Raw genomic sequence first — 25620 nt, forward strand, 5'->3', positions numbered from 1 at the left:
GCATCGGTCTGTTTAGTTTTCGGGACTACGGAAAGTCCCGAAAATTGCACTTTCCGATTCTCGCCGGCACGGCGCAAGGGATAGTTCAAAAAACGGGACTCCGAAGCAGATACGGCTCACTAGATTGGTAACAACACCATCGTTTCCGTCTGGAGTGAACCGTATGAACGTTAGGGCCACAGAAGCCGAAGCTGCGCACGAGAGCGCACAGCGTGAAGTCGAGCGCGTCGTCGCCGCACTGGTCGCGCGTGCGCGCGCCGCGCAGCGAGAATTCGAGTCCACGGGACAGGCGATGCTCGATGCCGCCGCCGACGCCGCCGCGTGGGCGATCATGGAGCCCGCCCGCAACCGGCAACTGGCCGAGCTGGCGGTGCGCGACACCGGTCTCGGCAACGCGGACGACAAGTTCCGCAAAAACTTTCGCAAGACGCTCGGACTATTGCGCGATCTGCGCGGGCAGAAAACCACGGGGGTGATCGAGCGCGATGATGCCACCGGTATCGTCGAGATTGCACGGGCGGTCGGCGTGGTGGCGGCGATCACGCCGTCCACCAATCCGGCAGCCACGCCGATCAACAAGATCGTCAACGCGCTCAAATGCGGCAATGCCGTGATCGTGGCGCCTTCGCCCAAGGGCTATTCGTCGTGCGTGCTGCTGATCGAATTCATTCACGCGCAATTCGCCAAAGTAGGGCTCGCGCCCGAGCTCGTCCAGATGCTGCCCGCGCCGATCAGCAAGGCGGCCACCGCCGAATTGATGCGGCAGTGCGATCTGGTCGTGGCGACCGGGTCGCAGGCGAACGTGCGGATGGCTTACGCAAGCGGAACGCCCGCGTTCGGGGTGGGCGCGGGCAACGTTGCTTCGATCGTCACCGCGTCGGCCGATTTGCACGATGCAGCGCACAAGATTGCACGCTCGAAAACGTTCGACAACGCGACCAGTTGTTCGTCGGAAAACAGCGTGGTTATCGACTCCGCGGTGTACGCGACCATGCTGGCCGAACTGACCGCCTGCGGCGGCGTCATGCTCGACGCCGCGCAAAAGGCGCAACTGCAGGGCGCCCTGTGGTCGAACGGCAAGCTGTCGGCACACTGCACCGCGCATTCGGCCACATTTATTGCGCGGGCGGCAGGCCTCGACGACATTGCGGCACGCGAGCCCGCATTCCTGATGGTGGAGGAAACCGGCTTCGGCGCTGATTACCCCTTCTCGGGCGAGAAGCTCGCGCCGGTACTGACCGTTTATCGCGCGGAGAGCTTCGCCGCCGCCGCCGGGATCGTGCGTGGCATATACGCGTACATGGGGGCAGGGCACTCGGTCGGCCTGCATTCCGTTGACCCCGGGCAGGCGGTGCAGCTCGGCTCGACGCTGCCGGTGGCACGCGTGATCGTGAATCAGGCGCATTGCCTCGCGACCGGCGGCAACTTCGATAACGGCTTGCCGTTTTCCCTTTCAATGGGATGCGGCACGTGGGGCCGCAACAATTTTTCCAGCAATCTCAACTTTCATCATTACCTGAATATCACGCGCGTGGCCTATCCGATCGAGGAGCGTGTCCCGGAACTGGACGACGTACTCGGCGATTTCTTCGTGAGGTATGGCAAATGAAGACGCCTCACACCATCCGCGCACTGATCGACGCGCGCGCCGCGCAGTTTCCCGACAAGCCGTTCCTGCTGGCGGCCCCTGAATCTCCCGACGAGGGCGGCGCAGCCGCGCATGCCGACGTGTTGAGCTTCGCGCAACTGCGCGACGACTGCCGCGCGCTCGAGACGGTTTTTCACGAAGCGGGCTTGCAGGCCGGCGATGTCGTTTCGGTCTTCATGGGCAACGGTATCCATACGGCAAGGCTGCTGCTCGCGGCGATGTATAGCGGCCTCGTTGCCAATCCGCTCAATCTGCTGTGCCAGCCGTCGCAGTTGCGCTACATCGTGGAGCATTCGGACACGCGTATGGTGTTTGTTTCCAGCGATACGCACGCGGCGATGTCGAGCGCGATCGACGGCTTGCGCGAGCAGGGCATCACCCGCACCGTTGCGCTGATTCGCACCGAGCCCGATGGTGCCGTGGCTCTAGTGCCTGTGCCGGCTTGCGTCGAAGCCGGGCTGGAGGAAACGTCAAGTGTTGCCGTCACGCAAAGGGTATCGGCAGCGCATGCGCGTTCGGCGCCGGCTATAAGCGCCCTGGATTCCGAAGCGTCGCCAGGCGGTGAGCCAAACGGTGAGCCAGGTGCGAGCGATGTGGCGCTGCTGATGTACACGTCCGGCACCACGGGCGCACCGAAGGGCGTCCTGCTGGACCATCGGAACCTGCTGGCCAACGCCCGCAATATCTCGCGCGAGCACCGGCTCGGCGCCGGCGACCGGGTCTTCGCCGCCTTGCCGCTTTATCACGTCAATGGGCTCGTCGTGACGCTGCTTGCACCGCTCTTTCATGGCGGCTCGGTGGTCATGGCGCCGCGGTTTTCCGCGCGCACCTACTGGCGCGATGTCGCGCGCTACGGCTGCACATGGATCAACGTGGTACCGACGATCGTCGCCTATCTGCTCAATAACGACGAATCCTGCCTGTTCGACCTGTCGGCGCTGAGGTTCTGCCGCAGTGCGTCGGCGGCGCTGCCCGTGGATCATCACCGTGCGTTCGAGGCGCGCTTCGGGATCGGCATCATCGAAACGATGGGCATGACCGAAACGGCTGCGCCTGTGTTCAGTAATCCATACGATCAAGAAAGCCGAAAAATCGGCAGTATCGGACTGCCTTCGGGCGGCGAAGCGAAGGTGATCGATCGTCATGGCCGCGAATGCGCGCCCAACGAGTGCGGCGAACTCGTGCTGCGTGGCGAACAGGTCATGCGTGGCTATTACAAGCGCCCTCTGGAAACGCGTGAAGCCTTTACCGCGGACGGCTGGCTGCGCACCGGCGATCTCGGCTATCGCGACAGCGACGGTTACTTCTACATCAACGGCCGGGCGAAGGAATTGATCATCAAGGGCGGCGAAAACATCGCCCCGCGCGAGATCGATGAAGCCTTGCTCAAACACCCCGGCGTGCTGGATGCGGCGGTGGTGGGTGTGCCGGATACCGCTTACGGGCAGGAGATCGTCGCCTTCATCGTGCCGCGCGTCGCCAACGGTCACGGCGCGCTCGATATCGCGGATCTGCACGAACACTGTCTGCGCGAACTCGGCCGCTACAAAACGCCAAAGGAGTTTCGCTTCGTGACGGAACTGCCTCGGGGCCCCTCGGGCAAAGTGCAGCGCCTGAAGCTGGTGCCCACCTGAAGGCGCACGCATCGGCACGCACGGATCGCGCCGGCCAGCCCAGCAAGAGGACGCACCGAGACGCACGAGACGCACCGCAGCACGACGTACGGATCGAACGACCACAGACGCCACCGGCGTCACACAAGAAACACAGGAGACAGCATGCAAACGCACAAGCGGCGTGTGAAGACGCGCCACATCATCCTGGCCGTCATGTGCCTGATGTATTTCATCTCGTACATCGACCGCGTGAACATTGCCGTGGCCGGCCCTATCATCCGGCACGAAATGGGGCTCTCGACCGTTCAACTCGGCCTCGTGTTTTCCGCTTTCGCTTATCCGTATGCGTTCATGCAGGTCATTGGCGGCTGGCTGTCCGACAAGTACGGGCCGAAGCTGGTGCTGACGGTGTTATCGCTGATCTGGGGGGCGGCGACGCTCGCCACCGGCTTCGCCGGCAGCGTCGCGATGCTCGTTGCGTTGCGCTTCGCGCTGGGAATCGGCGAGGGCGGCGCGTTCCCGACGGCGACGCGTGCCTTTACCTACTGGATGCCGGTGGCGGAGCGCGGTTTCGCTCAGGGGATCACCCATAGCTTCGCCCGCCTCGGCGGCGCAGTCACGCCGCCGCTCGTGCTCGCGGTAGTAGTGGCGGGCGGCTGGCGCGACGCATTCATCCTGCTCGGGGTGGCGAGTCTCGCGTGGACGGTGCTCTATCTGTGCGTCTTTACGAACTCGCCGGAGCAGAACCGGCGCGTGACGCCCGAGGAAACGGCTGAGATCGGCTATCGCGCCGGCGACTGCGAGCGCGCCAAGCGGGCGGCCACGCCGTGGCGCAAACTGATCCGCCGCATGTGGCTCGTCACGTTCGTCGACTTCTGCTACGGCTGGCTGCTGTGGGTCTATCTGACCTGGCTGCCTTCGTACCTGAAGGAAGCCCGCGGCTTCGATCTCAAGCAACTGGCGCTGTTCACGGCGCTGCCGCTGCTGGCGGGCGTGATCGGCGATACCCTCGGCGGTGTTGTCTCGGACCGGCTCTACAAGCGCACCGGCCGGCTGCGCTTTGCACGCTGCGCCGTGCTCGTGACAGGCATGGGCGGTTCGCTCGTCTTCCTGTTGCCAATGGTGTCCGCGACCAATCCGCTGATGGCGGTGCTGTTCCTGTCGGCGTCGTTCTTCTTTCTCGAGATCACGAATCCTGTGTTGTGGACCTTGCCGCTCGACATCGGCGGCAGATACGCGGGTACGGCGGGCGGCATGATGAACACGGGCTTCGGCGTGGCCGGCATGATATCGCCTGTCGTGTTCGGCTATCTGATCGAGACAACCGGCAGTTATAACGTGCCGTTCACGATCTCCGCCTGTTTGCTGGGGGTGGGGATTGTGGCCGCGCTGTTCATCGATCCCACGAGGACGGTCGAGGCCGACGAGGAGCGCGAGCGGCTCGACGGCAGAGCGCTAGACGGCATGCCCGCGTTTCTACCGGCGAGCGCCGTGGCGCGGCTGGAGCGGCACCATCTGCGCCGTCCGCTGCGCTGGCGCAGATAAGGCGTCCTTAGGCGAGCGGGCCGATGGAGACAACGTCAGGTGTCCACTCGCTGGCTCGCCGGCGCCGTTCGCTTCTAGCTGGCTGGCGTGAGCTTGCGCAAACGCCAGATGAGACTCGAAGTGTCATAGCGGTAGCCGCCCAGCGCCTGAACGTCGCCGTAGAACTGATCGACCAGCGCGGTGACCGGCAGCGACACGCCAATGCGCTTCGCTTCGTCGAGACAGAAACCGAGGTCCTTGCGCATCCAGTCGACGGCGAAGCCGTAATCGAACTTACCCTCGATCATGGTCTTGCCGCGGTTTTCCATCTGCCAGCTAGCCGCCGCTCCCTTGCCGATCACCTCCAGGACGCGGGTCATGTCGAGGCCTGCGTTCTCGCCGAAATGAATCGCTTCGGACAGGCCCTGCACGATGCCGGCGACGCAGATCTGATTGACCATTTTGGCTAGCTGCCCGGCGCCGGTCGGGCCGATCAGCGTGACGGCGGCTGCGTAGTGATGCAGCGTCGCCGCGCAACGCTCGAACGCAGCCGCGTCGCCGCCGCACATGATCGTCAGCTTGCCGTTTTGCGCCCCCGACTGGCCGCCGGAGACGGGTGCGTCGATGAAGTGCAAACCCTGCGTGTGCGCCATGCCCGCAAGGTCGCGGGCGACGTTAGCCGAGGTGGTGGTGTGATCGACGAAGGGCGTGCCACGCGCCATGCCCGCAAACGCACCCTGGTCGCCGAGGGTGATATCGCGCAGATCGTCGTCGTTACCCACGCACGCCAGCACCAGCTCGGCGCCGTCCACGGCTTCGCGCGGCGTGCGCGCGGCGCGGCCGCCGTACTCGGAGACCCATTGCTCCGCTTTTTGCGCGGTCCGGTTGTAGACCGTCACGTCGAGGCCGGCCTTCGCCAGATGTCCGGCCATCGGAAAGCCCATGACGCCGAGGCCGAGAAAAGCGACGCGGCGCACGGCATCGCTCGAAGAGGGGGTGGATGGAGCGTTCATTGGCGTTCCTCAGGGGAGGGGAGAGAGTGGGGAATCAATTATCTCAGCAAGGCAGTTGAGCGACGCGGCGCGCGATCAGCGGCCCGGTGCGGGCTTGGTACGTTTGCCGCCGGCTGGGGCGAGCCCATATTTGTTCGACGGGATTTCCTGCCTGAAGAGTTCAGCGAGCTTTTCCGCCGCTAGCGAAAGTGGCGCATCACGTAGTTTAAGGATGCCGAGCTTGAGCGGCGGCAATGCCATCTGTAAGGGCACGCGGCTCGCTTGTTGCCCATAGGGCTCCGTGCTGAGCATCCCGGCCGGGCACGCGAGCAGCGCGTCGGTGCGCGCCATCAGACTCCAGCTGACGCCGAACGTGTTGGTCTGGATGATGCGCGTGGGCAGCACCTGCCGCGATCGGCGCAAATAGTCGAGCAGATTACTGTGCTGGCTGCCGGGCGAGAGGTTCATGATCCATTTGCAATCGAGCAATTGCCGCCATTCGGTTGCCTTTTCCAGTGGGTGCCCCCGCCGGCATGCCACGATCGTTTCGAGCGTTTGCAGCGGTTCGAAGTCGAACTCGCCGCTGACCTCCTCTTCGGCGGGCGCGGCGACCGCGAAATCGATCGAGCCGTCGCGAAGTGCGTGGAGCACGTGGGGCATCAGGCCTTCCTCGAAGGTGAGCTCCGCAAGAGGCATGCTTTTGCGAAAGCGTTCGATCACGTCGGGCAGCACCCCCAGGAACACCATGGGCGTGACGGCGGTCGATACGCGGCTGCGCTTGCCGCCCAGAATCTGCTGGATGTCCTGGCGTGCCAGCGCCAGTTGAGATTGTGCGAGGCGCGCGCGCACGGTGAGTTGATGACCGCACTCGGTCAGCGTCACGCCGCGCGAACTGCGCATGATCAGCGGTGCATCGAGGTCCTGTTCGAGTTCCCGCACGGCCTTGGTGACCGCAGCCTGACTCAGATGCAGATGGCGTGCCGCGCCGCGGATACTGCCCGTTTCCACGAGCGCAAGCCAGGCTTTCAGGTAATGGTCTTTCATGTCTCGTTCGCCTTATTTCAACGCCTTGCGCGTGACAACGCAGGGTTGTCTCCGTCAATAATTTATCGTCTTCTGGTTCGAATTTTATCTGAGTACGCTGTCACGGCTTCCGCACCGGCCGTGCCGCTGCGTCACGCGCATGCGTGGCGCGCTGCCACGGCTCACGTCATTCTATAGAGGTATCCTAATGAACAAGAAGACCTTCGCTGACTGGCAGGACAGAGCCGCTACCCTCAAAATCGAGGGGCGCGCATTCATTAACGGCGCGCTGAGCCATTCGCGCGACGGCAAGACTTTCCTATGCGCGAGCCCGATCGACGGCCGTGAACTTGCGCGGGTAGCCGACTGCGGCGAAGCCGATGTCGACGCGGCCGTGGCCGCCGCTCGCCGTGCGTTCGACGAAGGGGTGTGGGCGGGCTTGAATCCGCGCGAGCGCAAAGCGGTGCTGCTTCGCTGGGCAGCGTTGATGCACGAGCACCTCGACGAGCTCGCATTGCTGGAGACGCTCGACTCAGGCAAGCCGATCGGCGACACGACCGCGATCGACGTGCCGGCCGCGGCACATTGTGTGGCGTGGTATGCGGAGGCGATCGACAAGGCTGGCGGCGAGGTCGTGCCCGCCGACCAGCACCTCGTCGGTCTCGTGACGCGCGAACCGATGGGCGTCGTGGCGGCTGTCGTGCCGTGGAATTTCCCGCTGTTGATGGCGGCATGGAAGTTCGGCCCCGCGCTCGCCGCGGGTAACAGCGTGGTGCTCAAGCCCTCGGAGAAATCGCCGCTCACCGCGATCCGCGTCGCGCAGCTCGCGCATGAGGCGGGGGTGCCGGCGGGGGTATTCAACGTCGTGCCGGGGGGCGCCGAACCGGGCAGGCTGCTGGCGGCGCATGGCGATGTCGACTGTATTGCGTTCACCGGCTCGACACGGACCGGCAAGCTGATCATGCAGTGCGCCGCGCAATCCAACCTGAAGCGCGTCTGGCTCGAACTGGGCGGCAAGTCGCCCAATATCGTGCTGCCCGATTGCCCCGATCTCGATCGCGCGGCCAAAGCGGCTGCCGATGCCATCTTCTTCAACATGGGCGAGATGTGCACAGCCGGTTCACGGCTGCTCGTGCATCGGGACATCAAGGACGCGTTCATGGAGAAGCTGCTCGCGGCGGCACGCTCTTATGCGCCGGGACACCCGCTCGACCCTACCGTGACGATGGGTGCGATTGTCGACCGGATCCAGCTGGACCGGGTCATGGAGTACATCGAAACAGGCCGGAAAGAGGGCAAGCTCATCACGGGCGGGTCGCGGGTCAAGGAGGAGACGGGCGGCTTCTACATCGAGCCGACCGTGTTCGAAGTGAGTCCGGACGCGAAAATCGCACGTGAGGAAATATTTGGGCCGGTGCTCTCGGTGATTGTGTTCGACACGGTCGACGAGGCCGTGCGCATCGCCAACGATACCGAGTACGGGCTCGCCGCCGCCGTCTGGTCGGCTGACCTGACGACCGCGCATGAGGTGGCAAGGCGTCTGCGCGCGGGCACCGTCTGGGTGAACTGCTACAACGAAGGTGGCGGCGATATGAACTTCCCCTTTGGCGGTTATGGGCAGTCCGGCAATGGTCGCGACAAGTCGCTGCACGCGCTGGAGAAATACACGGAACTGAAGTCGACGCTTATCCGTCTGCGCTAGCCACGGATGATGTGCGCGAATGCGGGCGTTCGCCCGTATTCGCGTTTGCCTCTGCGCGTTGGTTCGAGTGGCCACGGGTGGCACGCGCGGGCGCGATCATGAAAACGGGCGGCGACTTCGGCCGCCCCGTGCCGCAACCTTACCTGGCGAACCCACGCTTCGCGCAGGTTTCCTCTTTCCAAGTTTTCAGGCTCACCGGTATCGGTGCGCATGCCGTTTGCGCGCTTCGCTTGCGTGCTAGCGCGCGCTCCACCTATCACGACAAATTATTCACGCCTACAGAGAACTCACGAGAGAGTTTGCCGGGCACGAATGCGGCTGTCCCGTCTTCCAGGGACAGACATCGTATTTTGCGGGGGCTAGAGTGCGTCATGCAGTGGGAGCGGCGCAAGCGCCTGTCGATGACGGCGAATGCGCAACCGGCACGAAACGCGAGCAGCCATCCGCACGGCGTGCGCGGGTCCTTGCGTGCGGTTTGACCAACCGGGTTCGCCGAACCGTCCTCGACGGATATCGGGTTTGCCGCCTTAACTGGCCCAACCGCGGACCCGTAGCGAGATTTCACACCAGCTTTGCCTGTCGGCGGCGACCGCGCGATAGGGCAGCGCTGAAACACACCATCAGGAGACTTCGTTATGCGTACCAGTTTTCGTCGTCGTGCCATCGCCATTGCCGCGCTTAGTGTTGCCGCCGGTCTCACGCCCATCGCGAACCCGTCGGCGTATGCCGCGGATACCGAGTTGAACATCTATAACTGGTCGGAGTACATCGCGAAGGACACCGTGCCGAACTTCGAGAAGCTGACCGGCATCAAGGTTCACTACGACAGCTACGACAGCGACGACACCCTGCAGACCAAGTTGCTCGCCGGCAGTTCGGGCTATGACATCGTCGTGCCGACGTCGAATTTCATGGCGAGGCAGATCCAGGCAGGCGTGTATCAGAAGCTCGACAAGTCGAAGATTCCGAACCTCGTGAACCTTGATCCCGCGCTCATGAGCAAGGTCGCCGACGGCGATCCGGGCAACCAGTATGGTGTGCCATGGGCCTGGGGTACGGATGGTCTGGGCTACAACGTCCAGGCGGTCAAAAAGCGTCTTGGCGAGAATGCGCCGCTCGACAGTTGGGCGTTGTTGTTCGATCCGGCGAACGTGTCGAAACTGAAGGGATGCGGCGTGTCGATGCTCGACGCCCCGGACGACGCGTTTGGCGCCGCGATGCAGTACCTGGGCCGCGACCAGAACAGCAAGAATCCGGCCGACTATCAGGCCGCCTACGAGGTGCTGAAGAAAATCCGCCCGTACATCACGCAATTCAACTCGACCGCTTACGCAGACGACCTCGCGAACAACGACATATGCCTCGCGCTCGGCTGGTCGGGCGATGTGGGCCTGGCGCGCCGGCGCACACTGGATGCGAAGCGCTCGTATGAAATCCGGTTCTCGAACCCGAAGGAAGGCGGCGCGGTGTGGTTCGACGTCATGGTTGTGCCGAAGGACGCGCCGCATCCGGAGGCTGCGATGAAGTGGATCAACTACATCCAGGATCCGAAGGTGAACGCCGCGATCACGAACGAGATTTACTATCCGACCGCGAACAAGCCCGCGCGCGCGCTCGTGAACCCGGCGATCGAGCAGGACCCCAACGTCTATCTCCCCGACGACGTGTTGCGCAAGATGACGTTGGCGAAGGCCCATACGCCCGAAATCTCGCGCCTTTTGAACCGCTTGTGGCTGCAACTCAAGTCGGGCGGCTAAAGCGAGGCAACTCGCGACATCTGATGCAGGCGCGCCTCGCATGGCGGCACCTGCCTGACATCCGGCTCTGGTTGCGTTGACACGAGGTCGTTCATGAGGTGAGCAGGCGCTGTAGTTGAAACGCCTGCCTGAGCCCGAAAAGAACGGCAAGCGTAAATGCAATAAAGATAGGGTAACTAAATAAGTTGCATATTTTACGAACATGGAAAAACCAGTCATTGGCACCCGCGAGATGGGCGGCGCTTCGCGAAGTGGTTACGGCAATCCGGATGAGTTCGTCCGTATTGAGAACGTCGTCAAGAAGTTCGGCGACAGCGTCGCTGTCGATGGCGTCAGCCTGACCATCGCTAAAAACGAGCTGTTCGCGCTGCTCGGCAGTTCCGGATGCGGCAAGTCCACCTTGCTGCGCATGCTGGCCGGCCTCGAGACGGTCACGTCCGGGCGCATCTTCGTGGACGGCGAAGACCTTGCGACGCTGCCGCCCTACCGCCGCCCTGTCAACATGATGTTTCAGTCGTATGCGCTTTTTCCGCATATGACTGTCGAGGCGAACATTGCCTTCGGGCTGAAGCAGGAGGGAACGCCTGGCAATGAAATTCGCGAGCGCGTGACCGACGCACTCGAACTCGTGCAAATGCGCGGGTACGCGCAGCGCAAACCACATCAGCTTTCCGGCGGGCAGCAGCAGCGCGTGGCGCTGGCCCGCTCGCTTGTCAAGCGTCCGAAGCTGCTGTTGCTCGATGAGCCGATGTCCGCGCTCGACAAGAAAATCCGCCGGCAGACCCAGTTGGAGCTTGCCAACATCATCGACAGAGTCGGCGTGACCTGCGTAATGGTGACGCATGACCAGGAAGAAGCGATGACGATGGCAGGCCGACTTGCCGTGATGAGCGAAGGCCGCATCGTGCAGATCGGTTCGCCCAGCGAAGTCTACGAGTACCCCAACAGCCGCTTCAGTGCCGGGTTCATCGGGTCGACCAATCTTTTCGAAGGGACCGTGGTCGAGGACGAACCGGATCACATCGTGGTGGAAAGCGAGGAGCTCGAAAATCGCCTTTACATCAGTCACGGCGTGACAGGGCCGATCGGCATGGCGGTTGGCATCTCCGTGCGGCCGGAGCGGGTGAGCGTCTCGCACGCAAGGCCGGAAGTGCCGTATAACTGGGCGCGCGGCGTGGTGACCGACATCGCCTACATGGGCAGCTATTCGCTCTATCACGTGCGCCTTCCGGGCGGAAAGACCGTGGTGTCGAATCTCGACAGCGCCAGCCTGATGAAAGAGGACGCCCCGGCCTGGAACGACGACGTGTTCGTTTCGTGGTCGCCCGCAAGCAGCGTGGTGGTGACGCAATGAACACGCCCGCCAACCGCGCCATTGCCGCTAACGAAACTTCGCGCCGCGTGGGCCGCGCCGGCCTCGCTGCCACGTTAAGACGCTTCGCCGCCCGGATGCTGCCTTCGGGCCGCCATGCGGTCATCGGCATCCCGTTCCTGTGGCTCATCGTGTTCTTCGCGCTGCCGTTCGTACTGGTGCTGAAGATCAGCTTTGCCGATCTGCGCCTGGGCATTCCGCCGTACACCGATCTCGTGACGCTCAGGGACGGCATGGTGCACTTCGCCATGCAACTAAGCCATTACGCGTTCCTGCTGCAGGACGACCTGTACATCGCCACGTACATCAGCTCGCTCAAGATGGCGGTCATTTCAACGCTCCTGTGCCTGGTGATCGGCTATCCGATTAGCTATTACATTGCGCGCTCGGCGCCCGCCACACGCAACCTGCTGATGATGGCCGTGATGCTGCCGTTCTGGACGTCGTTCCTGATTCGCGTCTACGCGTGGATCGGCATTCTCAAGGACGACGGCCTGCTCAACCACGCGCTCATGCTCATCGGCCTGATTCATACGCCACTGCGGCTTTATCACAGCAATGCGGGCGTGTATATCGGCATGGTCTATTCGTATCTCCCGTTCATGGTGATGCCGCTCTACGCGCATCTCGTCAAGATGGATCTCACGCTGCTCGAAGCCGCGTACGACCTCGGCGCAAAACCGTGGGTGGCGTTCAGGCGTATCACGCTGCCGCTTTCGAAGAACGGAATCATCGCGGGCAGCCTGCTGGTGTTCATCCCCGCGGTGGGCGAGTACGTGATTCCCGAACTGTTAGGCGGCTCCGACACGTTGATGCTCGGGCGCGTGATGTGGGATGAATTCTTCAACAACATGGATTGGCCGATGGCTTCGGCCGTCACCGTGGCGATGGTAGTGCTGCTTCTTCTGCCGATGGCCGTATTCCAGTATTACCAGGTCAAGGAAATGGAGGAAGCGTAATGATCAAGCCAAATCGAATTCTCTCAACCAGCGTCCTGACGGCCGGTTTTCTGTTTCTCTATATTCCGATCGTCAGCCTCGTTGTCTATTCGTTCAACGAGTCGAAGCTCGTCACGGTGTGGACGGGATTCTCGCTGAAATGGTACGGCGTCCTGATGCACGACGACGAGATGATCACGGCGGCCTGGCTGTCGCTGAAGATCGCGTTGATGACCGCAAGCGCATCGGTCGTGCTCGGCACGTGGGCGGGGTTCGTGCTCGCGCGCATGGGCCGGTTTCGCGGTTTCACGTTCTTCACCGCCATGATCAATGCGCCGCTCGTGATTCCCGAGGTCATTCAGGGTATCTCGCTGCTGCTGCTCTTTGTGACCATGCAGCAGATGTTCGGATGGCCCGCCGGGCGCGGCCTGCTGACGATCTGGATTGGTCACGTGATGTTGTGCGTGTCCTTCGTCGCCATCATCGTGCAATCGCGTGTGAAGGAGATGGATCGCTCCATTGAGGAGGCGGCGCTCGATCTCGGGGCGACACCCGTCAAGGTGTTCTTCGCGATCACGCTGCCGCTGATCGCGCAGGCGCTGGTATCCGGCTGGTTGCTTTCGTTCACTGTTTCGATCGACGACGTGATTCTCTCCGCGTTCCTCTCGGGGCCTGGCTGGACCACTCTGCCGCTCGTCGTGTTCTCGCGCGTGCGAATGGGACTGAATCCAGAAATGAATGCGATCGCCACGACGTTCATCACCGTCGTGACGATCGGCGTGGTCGCCGCCAATCGCATGATGCTGGCGCGCGAACGCCGGCTTGCGCGCGACGTGAACATGGCCGGGAAGCAAGCCGATCCTGCGAGGCAGGACGTCAGCCGGTCTACGTCAGCACCCCAGGGCGGTGAGGCTGCCCGTCGCGGCACGATCTGATTTTTACCGTCTCGCCGACATACCCGCAATAACAAATGACACGGAGAACTTTGATGACGAAGAAGCTGATTTGCCTGCTGGTGGCGGGGACTCTGCCAGCGTTTGCCGCGGCGAACTCGACCAGCGACCAGATCAAGGCGATGCAGGCCCAACTGGATGCGATGCAGAAGGAAGTGAAGGCACTCAAGTCCGAACTTGCGGCGAAACCGGCCGGCAAGAGCCAACCTGTCGCCAAGGCGGCCGCCGCAGCGCCGGTGGTCGACGTTTCGTCGCCCGACTATGGCAGCGCGCAGGCGCAACTGACGAACGACGATGTGACGCAGATGAAGCAGCAGATGGCGAATCAGCAACTGAAGGTGGACTCGCTCACCGACGCGGCCAACACCGGACCGATAGCGGGCCTGTCGATCACGGGCTACATCGATCCGACCTACATCTACAACCGCGCGGCAGGCACGTCGTCGTTCCTCTTCGCGAACCACGATAACGCCTACAACTATTTCAACAGCACGTTCGGCGACGTGTATCTCGACATCAAGAAGACGTTTGGCGTGGGGCCGATGGCGCCGTCCGCGGAAATCACGCTCATGCCCAATCGCGGCGCTGGCATGTACTTGATGAACGAGCATAGCAACAGCGGGTTCAATATTCTGAACACGGCGATCGCGACCGTGCCGCTGACCAACACAACCTCGGTCGTTGCAGGTCTCATGCCGGCGCTTGGCGGCTATGAGGGCCAGCCTTCGAACCTGATGTTGACCCTCACGCACAACATGCTCTACGACTTCTCGGATCCGGGCAGCTATATCGGCGCGGGCGTCAACTACCTGGGTGATCACTGGGCGTGGAAGTTCCTGCTTGGCAATGAGCAGCTCCGCTCGAACGGCGCCGTGACGCAGACCGGCGTGAATGCGCTGGGCGATCCGATCACGACGAGCAACAGGATGCCAACCTTCAGTGCGCGGGTCGACTACCTGCATGGAAGCCAGCTCGATATTGGCGGCTCGTTCAACATCGGGCGGCAAACGTTGCCTAGCGGTCTGAATCCCGCGACGGGCACCGTGGCCTACGGCTCCGGCGGTCAGGCGCCGAGCGCCTACGGCACCTTCTTCTTCACGGAGATGGATGCCACCTATCAGGTGGCCGACGTGCAGTACAACGCCGAACTGGACTACGGCCAGCAGCAGCACGCGGCGTTCAACGGCGGCCTTGCGCAGTGGTATGGGTTGTCGCTGCTCGCGCACCACAAGTTCAATATGCCGGTGGTCGGGCATATGGGCGTGACGGCCCGCTATGACCTGCTCGTCGACAGCAAGAATGGCGGGGGCGGGGGCGGCATCGGCCTGAACGGCAACGGCATGGATCCGTATAACGGCTTTGGCATCGATTCGAACTGTCTCACCAACTCGAAGGCTAATGGTGGATCCGGCTTCGAGTGTAAGGGCGCGACGCGCCAGGACCTCGCGCTCGACCTGCTGTTCTTTCCGACCCAGCAAATCACTGTGAAACTCGAATACCGGCACGACTGGGCCAACAACAGGGTATTCCTGCGCGACGACGGATCGTACTCGAAGTCGAACGACCTGCTCGCCGCGCAATTCATCTACTCGTTCTAACGAATGGCCGGCGGCGCCCGCTCAAACGGCGCCGCCGCCGTTGTTCAATTCACGTATTCCGCACATGCTCAAATTCGCGTATCAGCCGCACGTTCCTTCGTATTACGCAGCTACGGCCAACGATTCCATAGGTCATCCGTCGCTTCAAGGGGCGATCTCCGCCGACGTCTGCGTCATCGGCGGCGGGCTCACCGGCATCTCAACGGCGCTGAACCTCGCCGAACGCGGCTATTCGGTCGTCGTGCTCGAAGCGTCGAAGATCGGCTGGGGCGCCAGCGGACGCAATGGCGGCCAGCTGATCGGCGGTTATTCGTGCGGGATCGACACGTTCGCGCAATACATGCCGCGCGAGGATGTCCAGCGGATCTGGAAGATGGGCCTCGAATCGGCCGGGATCGTCCGGGAGCGGGTCGAGAAGCATGACATCGATTGCGACCTGACTCGCGGTTTCCTGACCGTCGCGAACAAGCCGCGCCACGCCGACCAGTTGCGTGCGTGGCGAGACGAAGCGGCATCGCGCTTCGACTATCACGGGTACGGCTATATCGAGCCCGCCGAGCTGTCCGGCTTCGTCGATTCAGACCGGTATGTCGGCGGCCTCCATGACGCTGACAGCGGCCACCTGCATCCGCTCAACTACACGCTGGGGCTCGCCCGCGCGGCGCACGAAGCGGGCGCTTCCCTCTACGAGGCCACCTGCGCGTCGTCCGTGGAAAAAACGGCCAACGGTCACCGGGTGACGTGCGAGCGCGGGCATGTCGATGCACGCTATGTCGTGCTCGCGTGCAACGCCTATCTTGGCAGTCTCGCGCCCGCGCTCGCCCGCAAGATCATGCCGGCGGGGACCTTTGTGATCGCCACCGAGCCGCTCGCCGAGGCGAGGGCGCAGGCGCTTCTGCCGACGAACGCGGCCGTCTGCGACACCAAGTTTCCGCTCGACTATTTTCGTTTCTCGAAAGACCGCCGCCTGCTCTGGGGCGGCAAGGCGAGCGCTTCAACGCGCATGCCGGCCACGCTCGTCGCGGCCATGCGCGCTGACATGCTGAAGACGTTTCCGCAGCTCGCCGACACGAAGATCGACTACGCGTGGGGCGGCTTTGTCGATATCACCATGAACCGCGCACCGCATTTCGGCCGGCTCGAACCGACTGTGTATTTCGCGCAGGGTTTTTCAGGGCACGGGGTGAACGTCACGGGGCTCGCGGGCCTGTTGATCGCGGAGGCAATCGATGCCCAGGCCGCGCGCTTCGACCTGTTCACCAGGATCCGGCATCGCGACTTCCCGGGCGGAAACCTGTTGCGCGCGCCGCTGCTCGCGTTGGCGATGGCCTGGAACACGATGCGCGACGCACATTGAGCGCACAAGACACGTAACCGTAGGCGCGCACGCAGGCGCGCCGGAACATTCTCGAACACACCTTTGACGGAGGCCGATCGTGGCAGACATCTCGAACATCGTTGAATTCAGCAAGGAAGAAGGCGAACTGATCCAGTATCGCGTGCCGCGCGGGAAGTTGTTGTCGGGCAATCCCATGCAGACATTGACGCATCGCTTCATCAGCCCGTGCGGACGATTTAGCTGCGGTACGTGGGAAAGCACCGCAGGACATTGGGAAGTGGAATACGACGAAGAGGAATACTGCGAAATATTGAGCGGCACGTCCGTGGTGCGCGACCGGGCAGGGCGGGAAAAGGTGTTTCGTGCGGGCGACCGTTTTGTCATTCCGTGCGGTTTCTCCGGCACATGGGAAGTGGTGGAGTCGTGCCGCAAGATCTACGTATCGCATGCGCCGCGCGCGGACGTTTCACTCGAGTCGATTGCGAGCGACGACAACGCCCAGTAACGAGGTACGCCTCGACCCATGAGTGAGTGGCGGTGCCGGCCGGGGTGACAACCTCTGGTGGGCTCCGTGAAAAAAAGATCGTCTTCTGTCATCACGCTGGTCCGGTTAGCCTCTTTCCAGCGGGGAGGCGATCAAGCATCCCATAGATTCAAATGACATAGAAAGCATGGAGGAGCACAAGTGAACCAGGAATTGTGGCGCCTGAGCGCAACTGAAATGGCGGCCCTCGTCGCCCGTCGCGACGTATCGTCGAAAGAGCTTGTTCAGAGCAACCTGAAACGCATGGAGGAGGTCAATCCGCGCATCAACGCGATTGTCGACGTGCTCGCCGACAGCGCCCTCGAGGCCGCCGCAGCGGCCGACGCCGCCATGGGTCGCGGCGAATCGCCGGGCCCGCTGCACGGCGTTCCCGTCACGGTCAAGGTGAACGTCGACATGGCGGGCTTTGCGACGACCAATGGTGTCACCGCATTCAAGGATCTCGTCGCGCAAGACGACAGCCCGGTTGTGGCGAACCTGCGCAAGGCCGGTGCCATCATCATCGGGCGCAGCAATGCGCCGGCGTTTTCGTACCGGTGGTTTACCGACAACGATCTCTATGGCAGAACGCTCAACCCCTGGGACGCCGGCCTGACCCCGGGCGGGTCGAGCGGCGGCGCCGCCGCGGCGGTGGCAGCGGGCATCGGCGCGATCGCGCACGGCAACGACCTCGGCGGATCGATTCGCTATCCGGCTTATGCGTGCGGCGTGGCGGGCCTGCGCCCCACTACGGGCCGTGTCCCTGCGTACAACGCGACCCAAAGCCGAGACCGGACGCTCGCGGTCCAGCTCGCCTCGGTTCAGGGTCCGCTGGCGCGCACGGTCGGCGACCTGCGGCTGGCGCTGACGGCCATGGAGGCGCCGGATCGGCGCGATGTCTGGTGGATGCCGGTGGCGCCGACAGGCAAGGAGGCGTCGTTTCCCACGCGCGTTGCGGTCTGCGCGCGGCTGCCGGGCATCCCCACGGACGACGTCGTCGTGAAAGCCGTCCTTCAGGCTGCGCGCTGGCTGGAAGACGCCGGCTGCGTGGTCGAGGAGGTGGTGCCGCCGCGTTTCGACGAAGCGTGCGACTTGTGGCTGAAGCTCGTCACCAATGAATCGATGAGCGGGCTCGAGGAGACGATCCAGGCCTACGGCGACAATGCGCTGCGCACCGCGTTCGGCAGCCAGCGCCGCCTCGCGCCGCCGCTCGATCTGACCGGCTACATGAACGGCCTCTCGCAACGCACCGGCTTGCTGCGCGAATGGCAGGCTTTCTTCGAGCGATATCCGCTTCTGTTGATGCCGGTCTCGTGTCAGCGCCCGTTCGCGATCGATGCGGATCAGAACGGCGACGACGCGGTGCGCCGCATCCTCGACGTGCAGGGTCCGCTGCTGGCAACGGCCGTCCTTGGGTTGCCGGGGCTCTCCGTGCCGATGCCGGTGCGCGACGGGGTGCCGGCGGGCGTGCAAATCGTGGCCGGCCGCTTTGAAGAGGCACTCTGCCTCGCGGCAGGCGAGGCTATCGAGGCGCGAGCCGGCGTATTTACGCCTATCGATCCGGCAAACGATACGGCACATCGCGCGGGGTGACCCGATGATCAAGGTTCTGATCGGCCTTGGCTTGCCCTATATCGGCGTTCTGGGGCTGTTGCCCTGGATCGCCTCCACGGATGTCGACGTGTTGGGCGTGCCCCTCATCTATGCCTGGATGTTCCTCTGGTTCGTACTGACATCCGCCTGCCTGTTCATCTGCTGGCATTGTTTCGACAAGCATGCCGGCGACCCTGCTTCACACGATGCCTGATTAAACCGGAGCCCCCGCATGTCAACCGCCGTATTCGCCGGCTTCATCCTTCTGTCATTCGTCCTCGCGCTGCGCGCGCGGCAGGGCGGGGGCGCGCAGAGCGTCCACGACTTCTTCGTCGCGTCGCGCCAGTTCGGCACGTTTCTGGTATTTTTCCTGGCCGCAGGGGAGATCTACAGCGTGGCGACAATGGTGGGGTTTGCGGGAGGCATCTATGCCAAGGGACCGACCTATGGCATCTGGTTCCTTGGCTATATCCTGCTCGCCTATCCGCTGGGTTATTTCCTCGGGCCGAAAATCTGGGAAGCGGGCAAGCGCTTCAATGCGATCACGCTGCCGGATCTGTTCAAGGGGTATTTTCAGAGCCGCACGATAGAGGTTGTCGTCGCGCTGACCTCCATCCTGTTCCTGCTGCCGATGGCGCAACTGCAGTTCACCGGACTGGTGGCGGCGTTCCGTGGACTCGGCTGGCAATTCGAGCCGCTCCATCTGGTTACGATCGCCGCCGTGCTCGCGTTCGCCTACATCATGATCGCGGGGATACGATCGTCCGCCTATGTCGCAGTGCTGAAGGATATCCTGATGGTTGTGGCTATCGTGGTCACCGGCGTGGCAGTCGCGCAACGGGTCGGGGTGACAACGGTTTTCCACGAGGCGAGCGTGCAGGTCGGCAACCGGATGAATGCCGAACAGTTGCGATTTGCAATGAGCACGATCCTGTTCCAGTCGCTTGGCTTCATGGTCATGCCCTTCGGTGTGCAGATCTTCTTCACGGCGAAGACTGGCAACACGATCCGGCGTACCCAGATCGCCATGCCGCTGTACATGCTGATGTATCCGTTTCTGGTCGTCGCCTCGTACTACGCGATCAGCCAGCACTATCACCTGAACTCGGCGAATGAAGCGTTCTTCGTAGCAGCGAACGATCTGCTGCCTTCGTGGCTCCTCGGACTCGTCGCAGCCGCAGCGGCGCTCTCGGGGTTGCTGGTCCTGACCGGCATGTGTCTCGCAATCGGGCCGATTGTGAGCCGCAACCTGTTGCCGACGCTATCTGGACAACGGCAAAAAACGGCTGCGAAGGTGGTGATCGTTCTCTATCTCGCCGCGTCGATCGTCATGACCTCGGCGACGCCGACCCTGATGCTCACGCTGATCAATACGACGTATTACGGCGTGGGCCAGTTCTTCCCGGGCCTGATCGTGGTGCTATTCTCGTTGCGCGTCAAACCAGCGGCGGTGACAGCCGGCATTCTCGTCGGTCAATGCCTCGCCGTCACTTTGTATCTCGGCAAGTTCACCCTGGGTGGCATCAATCCCGGTTTGCCTTGCCTCATCGCCAATGTCATGACCGCGGCGGCAATCAACTATGCGCTGCGAACGGCAGGAACGCGCACGACGTTACAGAGTTAAAGGCGCCGGCGGTGTGCCGCCGGGTCGTGCCGCCGGGTCGTGACATCAACCCACGTGCAGGCTCTGGTCGCGAAACGGAACACTCCTGACAAAAGACGCCAGCAGTTGCCTGCGTGAGCCGATTTCCAGTTTCGCGAACGCGCGCTTCGCGTAGGTTTCAACCGATGAAGGCTTGACGCCCATCGACTGCGCGACGGCCTGGGTTGTCATGCCCTGGATGAACGCGGCGCACACGGCCGCCTCGCGTGAGGTCAATTTTGCACGCGATTGCCCGAGCCATTGGGTCAGCAGGCTGTCCGGAATCCCGGCAGTTCCCGAGTCTGCCGGCAGGGCGCCGGCCAGCCGCTTATGCATTGCAGCGAGCGGCAAGACAAGGGTGGCAAGGTGCTTCACGACGCTCAATTCCTTGAGCGAAAACGGTGGCAGCCGCCGGGTGCGGCACACCGACATTCCGTACCCCACGTTCTGCACGACACTGCCGACGACGCATTCGTCGTGAATGTCACCGATGTCGTAGAACGCACGCCGGAGTTCCGCGTCGACCCGTTGCGCGGAAACCTGCAGCAACTGCACTTCCTTTCCCTCTGCGCCCTCTCCGTAGGTCGGATCGTCGTTCGCGTAGCTGCGGTAATAGAGCTCCATGGTTTGTTGGATCAACTCCGGATTTTTGCCGAAGCTGCCTATCCAGCCAACGCGCCGGCCAGTTGGCGAGTTCTGGTCGTAATCCAGATGCAGTGCGTCGAAATCGACGAATCGCACGAGGCCCTCGTACAGCGCGGGCAAAAATTGGGCGGAGCCGACGGCCTCGACGGCGGGACTCAGGGCCCCTGTCGTGAGAGCGAGCTGGCTGAGTTGGATGTCGGCGGAGGATTGGGCTGTCTTCATGGAGTCGATTCGTTTCGGGGCACGGCTAACACTAGGTGTATCACGACAAAAACGCGGCACCTATGCTGGAATGCCCTGTTCCGAGCGAGACGCGTCGGCGTTTTTGTCCCGTCTTTCGGGGACAGACATCGCATGCCTCGGTCGCTAAAGTCGGAGTGCGATGGATGACTGAATAATGGAGAACGAGATGCTTTCGCCAGGGACCTACCCGCAGCAGTCTGATGAGGCACAGCGTTACCTGAATTGCACGTTGCGCAACGGTGTGGTGTACACGGGTGGCGCGACGCCGCGCTGCGTCGACTGCGTCGTCGTCCGGGGCGGCCGCGTTGCATGGGTTGGCGCTTATTCGGATTGTCCTGATGCGTTCAGGGATCATGAGACGATCGATTTACGTGGGCGTATGGTCGTACCGTCGTTCACCGATTCTCACGCGCACCCCGTGGAAGGTTTTCAGTTGACCTGCGACGCGGATCTGGGCGCGGCGGATTCGTTCGAGGCCATCGCGCAGGCGGTGCGCCGCTGCGCGAGCGAGCGTCCTGAGCGGAGCTGGGTCATGGCCGGCAATGTGTCGCTCGAAGCGATGGGATCGAAGCTGCACCGCGAGGCGCTCGATACGCTCGTCGCCGACCGTCCGCTGATGCTGATCGGCCACGACGTCCACTCGGGTTGTGTGAATAGCGCCGCACTGCGTGCGCTGGGCGTCGATGCCGCGACGCCCGACCCCGAGGGCGGCATCTACGAACGCGATGCGCACGGGCAGCCCACCGGCGTCATCCACGAGGCGGCGCTGTATTCGATGTTTCGCCATCTGCCGCAAATGAACCCGGCAGAATCGGTACAGGCGCTCAGAAAAGCGCAACAGCAGGCGCATCGGTTTGGCATTACGGGGTGGTTCGAGGCCATGGCCGGGCAACGGCTCGTGGATGTCTATGCGAGCGCGCGTGATGCCGGAGAATTGAAAGCCAACGTGAGCCTCGGCTTGCTGGTGTCGCCGAACCTGCCGCTCGGCTCGCAGATCGACAAGCTCTGCGAATGGCGAGCGGCATACCATGGCGGGCGACTGCGGTTGCATACCGCGAAATTCTTTATCGACGGGGTGATCGAAAGCCATACCGGCGCGCTGCTCGAACCCTACGCGGACGTCGTGCACAGCGGCAACGCACACTGGACTCCTCGGCAGTTGCGCGAGGCCGTTTTCACCGCCGACGCCGAGGGCTTCGACCTGCACTTTCACACGATTGGCGATCGCGCCGTGCGGATGGCGCTCGACGTGCTCGCCGCGCTGAAGAGCGAGCGCCCCGGCCGCGAGCGTCGCCCGCAACTCGCGCACGTGCAGATGATCGACGAGGCCGATGTTGCGCGATTCGCGCAGGTCGGCGCAATCGCATCGGTTCAGGGCGTCTGGGCCGATGTTTCGCCGGACCTGCAGGCGCTTTACAGGCAACGTGTCGGCAACGCGCGCATCGCGCGGCATTATGTGTTCGGCGATCTGGTTCGGGCGGGTACGCGGCTCTCGGGCGGCTCGGACTGGCCCGTCTCGACGCAAAATCCGCTGGTCGCGATGGAGCACGCGGTGCGCCGCGCGTGTGCCGGCCAGCCGGACGCGCCCGTGTTCCTCCCGGAGCAGCGCGTCAATCTCGATGTGATGATGCAGGCCTACACCCATCACGCCGCATTCAGTCTGCGTTTTGACGATCAGGCGGGATACATTGCACCTGGCCGCCCTGCGTCGCTCGCGGTGTTGTCGCAAGACCTGCGTGCGGTGGAATCGCATCGGCTGGCGCAGGCGGAGGTGGAGCTGACGCTGTTCGAAGGCGAGGCCGTGTATGGCGGTCTCGATTGAGCATCCGGCGCTTGCCGCGTGTGGAGGACCACGTCGGATGCAAACGGCAGCAGTCCGAGAGACCAAAGCTCGGTTCTGCATTTGCCGGGTCGATGCCACGCCGCTACTGCGGCAAGTTGGCGTTGCCGGTCTCGGTGAGCATGCATGCTGCGAGCAGCGAAATCGCGAGGCAGGCAATCATGTACCAGGCGGGTGCCATCACGTTCCCTGTCACTTTGATCAACCAGGCCGCCACGAGTTGAGCCGTGCCGCCAAAAGCCGCCACGGCCACGGCGTAGGCGCTGCCCAGATAGCCGGCACGCGCTTGCCGGGGGAAATTCTCGGGCATGAGCGCATAGGCGGGCGCGGAGCCCATGGTGTAGAAGAACATCATGATGACGACCATGCCGACGACAACCGGCAGTATCGGGAACACGTTCATCAACCAGAATGCCGGATAGAGGAGAACGATAAGCGCAAGACGTCCATACACGATCAGCGGTTTGCGGCGCTGCAGCTTATCGGATAGCGCGCCCCATATCGGACACAATGCCAACGAGCAGATTGCGGCGCCGATCGAGGTCAGCATCGAAAGCTTATGCGGCAACTTGAGATATTGGGTTGAGTAAACCGGAATGTAGTAGGTCAGCACGTACGTGGCGACCGTGGTGCCCATGATGGTAAATACGGCAAGAAACCATTTGCGCACCAGTGCCGGTTCAAGAACGGCCGTCTTTTGTCCGGGTGCCTCTAGCGGCTCGTCGGCCACATGTCTGCGCAGATAGATACCGACTGGCATGATCAGCGTACCGATCAGGAACGGCACGCGCCATCCCCACTCCAGCAGTTGGCTGTCCGTCAGCGAATAGGTGAGCAGTGCGGCGGTGCCGGAGCCCAGCAGCGCAGCGGCGCCCTGGCTGGCGAGCTGCCAGCTTGCGCGAAAGCCGCGGGCGCTATCCGACCCGGTCTCCAGCAATGTCGCGGTAGCCGCACCAAATTCGCCGCCTTGGGCAAAGCCCTGCAACAGCCGGGCAACGATAACCAGCACAGGCGCGGCCAATCCGATCGATGCATAGCTGGGCGCCAGTGCAATGACCGCCGAGCCAATTGCCATCAGGAAGATGGTCAACGTCAGCGCCGCGCGACGTCCCCGCTTATCGGCATAGTGACCGAGCACGAAGCCACCGAGCGGGCGGGCCAGAAATCCGATGGCAAATGCAGAAAGCGCGAGTAGCGTCGAGACAACCGGATCGCTCGCCGGGAAAAACACTTTGGCGATGGTCAAAGTGAAGAAACTGTAGACCGTAAAGTCGTAAAACTCGAGCAGGTTGCCGACGGTGGCGGCAATGACGACTCGGGTTGCGGAGGTGGATCCGGACGTGGATGAGGACGCGGCAGTCGAAGTGGATGTGGCTGACATGGGTTGGGCTCCTGATTCGGGTGTTTCCGATGCGCCGGCCCGGCGTGGCACCACGAGGGACGGTTCTCTTTTGTGTTATTGGCAATGCTTATTGACCCGGCAGACCCGGCGCGAGAAAACGCTCGACGAGCCGAGTCCAGTAGGCCGCGCCTACGGTCAGGTTCTGGTCGTTGAAGTCGTAGGACGCGTTGTGCAGCATCGGCGCGCCTTCGCCGTTGCCGAGACGCAAGAAGCATCCGGGTTTGTGTTGCAGGTAGAACGCGAAGTCTTCACTGCCGGCGATCCGTTCGAATGGATCGATGACGCAGGCGTCGCCAACCAGCTCTCGCGCCACTTGCGCCGCCAGTTCAGTCTCCGCTGCGCTGTTGATGACGGTCGGGTAACCGGCTACATAGTCGATATCGACCTCCGCACCGTGACCTTCCGCAATGGATTGCGCCAGCGCGCGGATGCGTATTTCAAGTTGCTTGCGCACCTGCGCATCGAACGATCGCACGCTCAGGCGCAAGTGTGCTTTTTCAGGAATCGCGTTAGCGGCGTGCCCCGCGTTGAATGCCCCCACGGTCACCACCGCCGTCTGCATGGGATCGACATTGCGCGCTACGATGGACTGGAGCGCGACGACCAGCATGGCGCCTGTCATCACGGGATCGATCGCCAGGTGGGGGCGCGCCGCATGGCCACTGCGTCCGCGTATGACGATATCGACGATGTCGGAAGCCGACATGAACGAGCCGCTTCGGAACATGAAGGTGCCGGCGGGGTATCCCGGATGATTGTGCAATCCGAAAATCGCATCGCATGGAAACCGCTCGAACAGGCCATCCGCAATCATCCGTTTTGCGCCGCTGTTCGAACCGCCGATCTCCTCGGCGGGTTGGAACACCAGGTGAACGGTGCCGTCGAACCGGCGTGTGCGCGCAAGATGACGGGCCGCGCCCAGGGCCATGGTCGTGTGGCCGTCGTGGCCGCATGCGTGCATGTGCCCCGGCATGACACTGGCATAGGGCAGGCCGGTTTGCTCGGTAATTTTCAGCGCGTCCATATCCGCGCGGACGGCGACCGCGCGGCTTGACGACCCGGCTTTCAGCGACGCCACCATGCCTGTTCCCGCGAGACCGCGTGTCACTTCGTAACCCCAGCGCTCAAGCGTTTGCGCGACGAAATCCGAGGTCTGAAACTCCTCGTAGGCCAGTTCGGGATGCCGGTGCAAACGATGACGGATGTCTTTCAACTCCTCCGCGAGGTCCCTGGTTTCATCGAGGGTGCACAAGGTATGGGTTGATCGCAT

At 62.8% G+C, this 25620-nt stretch carries 19 protein-coding genes and 1 pseudogene; 15 read left to right on the plus strand and 5 right to left on the minus strand.

What is annotated here, in order from left to right:
- Positions 1-163 precede the first annotated feature (163 nt).
- From sauS to KHO23_RS25205, 3 genes are all read left to right on the plus strand, one after another.
- The gene (sauS, locus tag KHO23_RS25195) at positions 164-1609 is read left to right on the plus strand and encodes an acylating sulfoacetaldehyde dehydrogenase (RefSeq protein WP_211614153.1); all 1446 of its coding nucleotides are present in this window, start codon (positions 164-166) and stop codon (positions 1607-1609) included.
- Entirely contained in the window at positions 1606-3282 is a 1677-nt protein-coding gene (locus KHO23_RS25200) for an AMP-binding protein (RefSeq protein WP_211614154.1), read from the plus strand. The genes sauS and KHO23_RS25200 overlap by 4 nt, the downstream gene beginning before the upstream one ends.
- Before the next feature lie 144 nt (positions 3283-3426).
- Positions 3427-4809, plus strand: a complete 1383-nt coding sequence (locus KHO23_RS25205; RefSeq protein WP_211614156.1) for an MFS transporter — start codon at positions 3427-3429, stop codon at positions 4807-4809.
- 74 nt (positions 4810-4883) lie between these two features.
- Here KHO23_RS25205 and KHO23_RS25210 read toward each other — a convergent pair whose 3' ends face one another.
- Together KHO23_RS25210 and KHO23_RS25215 are read right to left on the minus strand one after the other, a co-directional pair.
- Positions 4884-5801, minus strand: a complete 918-nt coding sequence (locus tag KHO23_RS25210) for an NAD(P)-dependent oxidoreductase (protein WP_211614158.1) — start codon at positions 5799-5801, stop codon at positions 4884-4886.
- Between the two features lie 75 nt (positions 5802-5876).
- Positions 5877-6824 carry a LysR substrate-binding domain-containing protein gene (locus KHO23_RS25215; RefSeq protein ID WP_211614160.1) on the minus strand — a complete coding sequence of 316 codons (948 nt, stop codon included), beginning with the start codon at positions 6822-6824 and terminating at the stop codon, positions 5877-5879.
- Between the two features lie 187 nt (positions 6825-7011).
- Between KHO23_RS25215 and KHO23_RS25220 the strand changes: the two genes are divergently transcribed.
- The 11 genes and pseudogenes from KHO23_RS25220 to KHO23_RS25270 all read left to right on the plus strand — a co-directional run bounded on the left by KHO23_RS25220 (position 7012) and on the right by KHO23_RS25270 (position 20202).
- Positions 7012-8505 (plus strand): aldehyde dehydrogenase, encoded by a 1494-nt coding sequence (locus KHO23_RS25220; RefSeq protein WP_211614162.1) that lies wholly within the window; start codon positions 7012-7014, stop codon positions 8503-8505.
- A 635-nt stretch (positions 8506-9140) separates the two neighbouring features.
- Entirely contained in the window at positions 9141-10262 is a 1122-nt protein-coding gene (locus KHO23_RS25225) for a polyamine ABC transporter substrate-binding protein (protein WP_211614164.1), read from the plus strand.
- A gap of 262 nt (positions 10263-10524) precedes the next feature.
- Positions 10525-11616, plus strand: a pseudogene (locus KHO23_RS25230) (ABC transporter ATP-binding protein); the annotation flags it as partial.
- Positions 11613-12593 carry an ABC transporter permease subunit gene (locus KHO23_RS25235; RefSeq protein WP_211614168.1) on the plus strand — a complete coding sequence of 327 codons (981 nt, stop codon included), beginning with the start codon at positions 11613-11615 and terminating at the stop codon, positions 12591-12593. The pseudogene KHO23_RS25230 and the gene KHO23_RS25235, both read left to right, overlap by 4 nt.
- The gene (locus KHO23_RS25240) at positions 12593-13507 is read left to right on the plus strand and encodes an ABC transporter permease subunit (protein ID WP_211614170.1); all 915 of its coding nucleotides are present in this window, start codon (positions 12593-12595) and stop codon (positions 13505-13507) included. Before KHO23_RS25235 ends, KHO23_RS25240 begins: the two co-directional genes overlap by 1 nt.
- Before the next feature lie 53 nt (positions 13508-13560).
- Entirely contained in the window at positions 13561-15123 is a 1563-nt protein-coding gene (locus KHO23_RS25245) for a DUF3138 family protein (protein ID WP_211614172.1), read from the plus strand.
- A 64-nt stretch (positions 15124-15187) separates the two neighbouring features.
- The gene (locus KHO23_RS25250; protein WP_211614174.1) at positions 15188-16480 is read left to right on the plus strand and encodes an NAD(P)/FAD-dependent oxidoreductase; all 1293 of its coding nucleotides are present in this window, start codon (positions 15188-15190) and stop codon (positions 16478-16480) included.
- A gap of 79 nt (positions 16481-16559) precedes the next feature.
- Positions 16560-16967 carry a cupin domain-containing protein gene (locus KHO23_RS25255; RefSeq protein WP_211614176.1) on the plus strand — a complete coding sequence of 136 codons (408 nt, stop codon included), beginning with the start codon at positions 16560-16562 and terminating at the stop codon, positions 16965-16967.
- A gap of 180 nt (positions 16968-17147) precedes the next feature.
- Positions 17148-18578 carry an amidase family protein gene (locus tag KHO23_RS25260; RefSeq protein ID WP_211614178.1) on the plus strand — a complete coding sequence of 477 codons (1431 nt, stop codon included), beginning with the start codon at positions 17148-17150 and terminating at the stop codon, positions 18576-18578.
- Between the two features lie 4 nt (positions 18579-18582).
- On the plus strand, positions 18583-18792 hold the full coding sequence (locus KHO23_RS25265) for a DUF3311 domain-containing protein (RefSeq protein ID WP_211614180.1): 210 nt from the start codon (positions 18583-18585) through the stop codon (positions 18790-18792).
- An 18-nt stretch (positions 18793-18810) separates the two neighbouring features.
- On the plus strand, positions 18811-20202 hold the full coding sequence (locus KHO23_RS25270) for a sodium:solute symporter family protein (protein WP_211614182.1): 1392 nt from the start codon (positions 18811-18813) through the stop codon (positions 20200-20202).
- Positions 20203-20247: 45 nt separating this feature from the next.
- Here KHO23_RS25270 and KHO23_RS25275 read toward each other — a convergent pair whose 3' ends face one another.
- Positions 20248-21087 (minus strand): helix-turn-helix transcriptional regulator, encoded by an 840-nt coding sequence (locus tag KHO23_RS25275; protein ID WP_211614184.1) that lies wholly within the window; start codon positions 21085-21087, stop codon positions 20248-20250.
- Positions 21088-21274: 187 nt separating this feature from the next.
- Between KHO23_RS25275 and KHO23_RS25280 the strand changes: the two genes are divergently transcribed.
- Positions 21275-22930, plus strand: a complete 1656-nt coding sequence (locus KHO23_RS25280; protein WP_211614186.1) for an amidohydrolase — start codon at positions 21275-21277, stop codon at positions 22928-22930.
- Positions 22931-23033: 103 nt separating this feature from the next.
- On the opposite strand, the gene KHO23_RS25285 is transcribed toward KHO23_RS25280, so the two are convergent.
- Both KHO23_RS25285 and KHO23_RS25290 read right to left on the minus strand, forming a co-directional pair.
- Positions 23034-24329: an MFS transporter gene (locus KHO23_RS25285; protein WP_211614187.1), complete on the minus strand. Its 1296-nt coding sequence runs from the start codon at positions 24327-24329 to the stop codon at positions 23034-23036.
- Positions 24330-24417: 88 nt separating this feature from the next.
- Positions 24418-25620 (minus strand): M20 aminoacylase family protein, encoded by a 1203-nt coding sequence (locus KHO23_RS25290; protein ID WP_211614190.1) that lies wholly within the window; start codon positions 25618-25620, stop codon positions 24418-24420.

The organism is Paraburkholderia haematera, from assembly GCF_905220975.1.
GTDB classification, from domain to species: domain Bacteria; phylum Pseudomonadota; class Gammaproteobacteria; order Burkholderiales; family Burkholderiaceae; genus Paraburkholderia; species Paraburkholderia haematera.

Excerpts from the sequence above, each read along its gene's own strand:
- sauS (WP_211614153.1), top strand. The coding sequence starts at position 164 with ATGAACGTTAGGGCCACAGAAGCCGAAGCTGCGCACGAGAGCGCACAG.
- KHO23_RS25200 (WP_211614154.1), top strand. The coding sequence starts at position 1,606 with ATGAAGACGCCTCACACCATCCGCGCACTGATCGACGCGCGCGCCGCG.
- KHO23_RS25205 (WP_211614156.1), top strand. The coding sequence starts at position 3,427 with ATGCAAACGCACAAGCGGCGTGTGAAGACGCGCCACATCATCCTGGCC.
- KHO23_RS25210 (WP_211614158.1), bottom strand. The coding sequence starts at position 5,801 with ATGAACGCTCCATCCACCCCCTCTTCGAGCGATGCCGTGCGCCGCGTC.
- KHO23_RS25215 (WP_211614160.1), bottom strand. The coding sequence starts at position 6,824 with ATGAAAGACCATTACCTGAAAGCCTGGCTTGCGCTCGTGGAAACGGGC.
- KHO23_RS25220 (WP_211614162.1), top strand. The coding sequence starts at position 7,012 with ATGAACAAGAAGACCTTCGCTGACTGGCAGGACAGAGCCGCTACCCTC.
- KHO23_RS25225 (WP_211614164.1), top strand. The coding sequence starts at position 9,141 with ATGCGTACCAGTTTTCGTCGTCGTGCCATCGCCATTGCCGCGCTTAGT.
- KHO23_RS25235 (WP_211614168.1), top strand. The coding sequence starts at position 11,613 with ATGAACACGCCCGCCAACCGCGCCATTGCCGCTAACGAAACTTCGCGC.
- KHO23_RS25240 (WP_211614170.1), top strand. The coding sequence starts at position 12,593 with ATGATCAAGCCAAATCGAATTCTCTCAACCAGCGTCCTGACGGCCGGT.
- KHO23_RS25245 (WP_211614172.1), top strand. The coding sequence starts at position 13,561 with ATGACGAAGAAGCTGATTTGCCTGCTGGTGGCGGGGACTCTGCCAGCG.
- KHO23_RS25250 (WP_211614174.1), top strand. The coding sequence starts at position 15,188 with ATGCTCAAATTCGCGTATCAGCCGCACGTTCCTTCGTATTACGCAGCT.
- KHO23_RS25265 (WP_211614180.1), top strand. The coding sequence starts at position 18,583 with ATGATCAAGGTTCTGATCGGCCTTGGCTTGCCCTATATCGGCGTTCTG.
- KHO23_RS25270 (WP_211614182.1), top strand. The coding sequence starts at position 18,811 with ATGTCAACCGCCGTATTCGCCGGCTTCATCCTTCTGTCATTCGTCCTC.
- KHO23_RS25275 (WP_211614184.1), bottom strand. The coding sequence starts at position 21,087 with ATGAAGACAGCCCAATCCTCCGCCGACATCCAACTCAGCCAGCTCGCT.
- KHO23_RS25280 (WP_211614186.1), top strand. The coding sequence starts at position 21,275 with ATGCTTTCGCCAGGGACCTACCCGCAGCAGTCTGATGAGGCACAGCGT.
- KHO23_RS25285 (WP_211614187.1), bottom strand. The coding sequence starts at position 24,329 with ATGTCAGCCACATCCACTTCGACTGCCGCGTCCTCATCCACGTCCGGA.
- KHO23_RS25290 (WP_211614190.1), bottom strand. The coding sequence starts at position 25,620 with ATGCGATCAACCCATACCTTGTGCACCCTCGATGAAACCAGGGACCTC.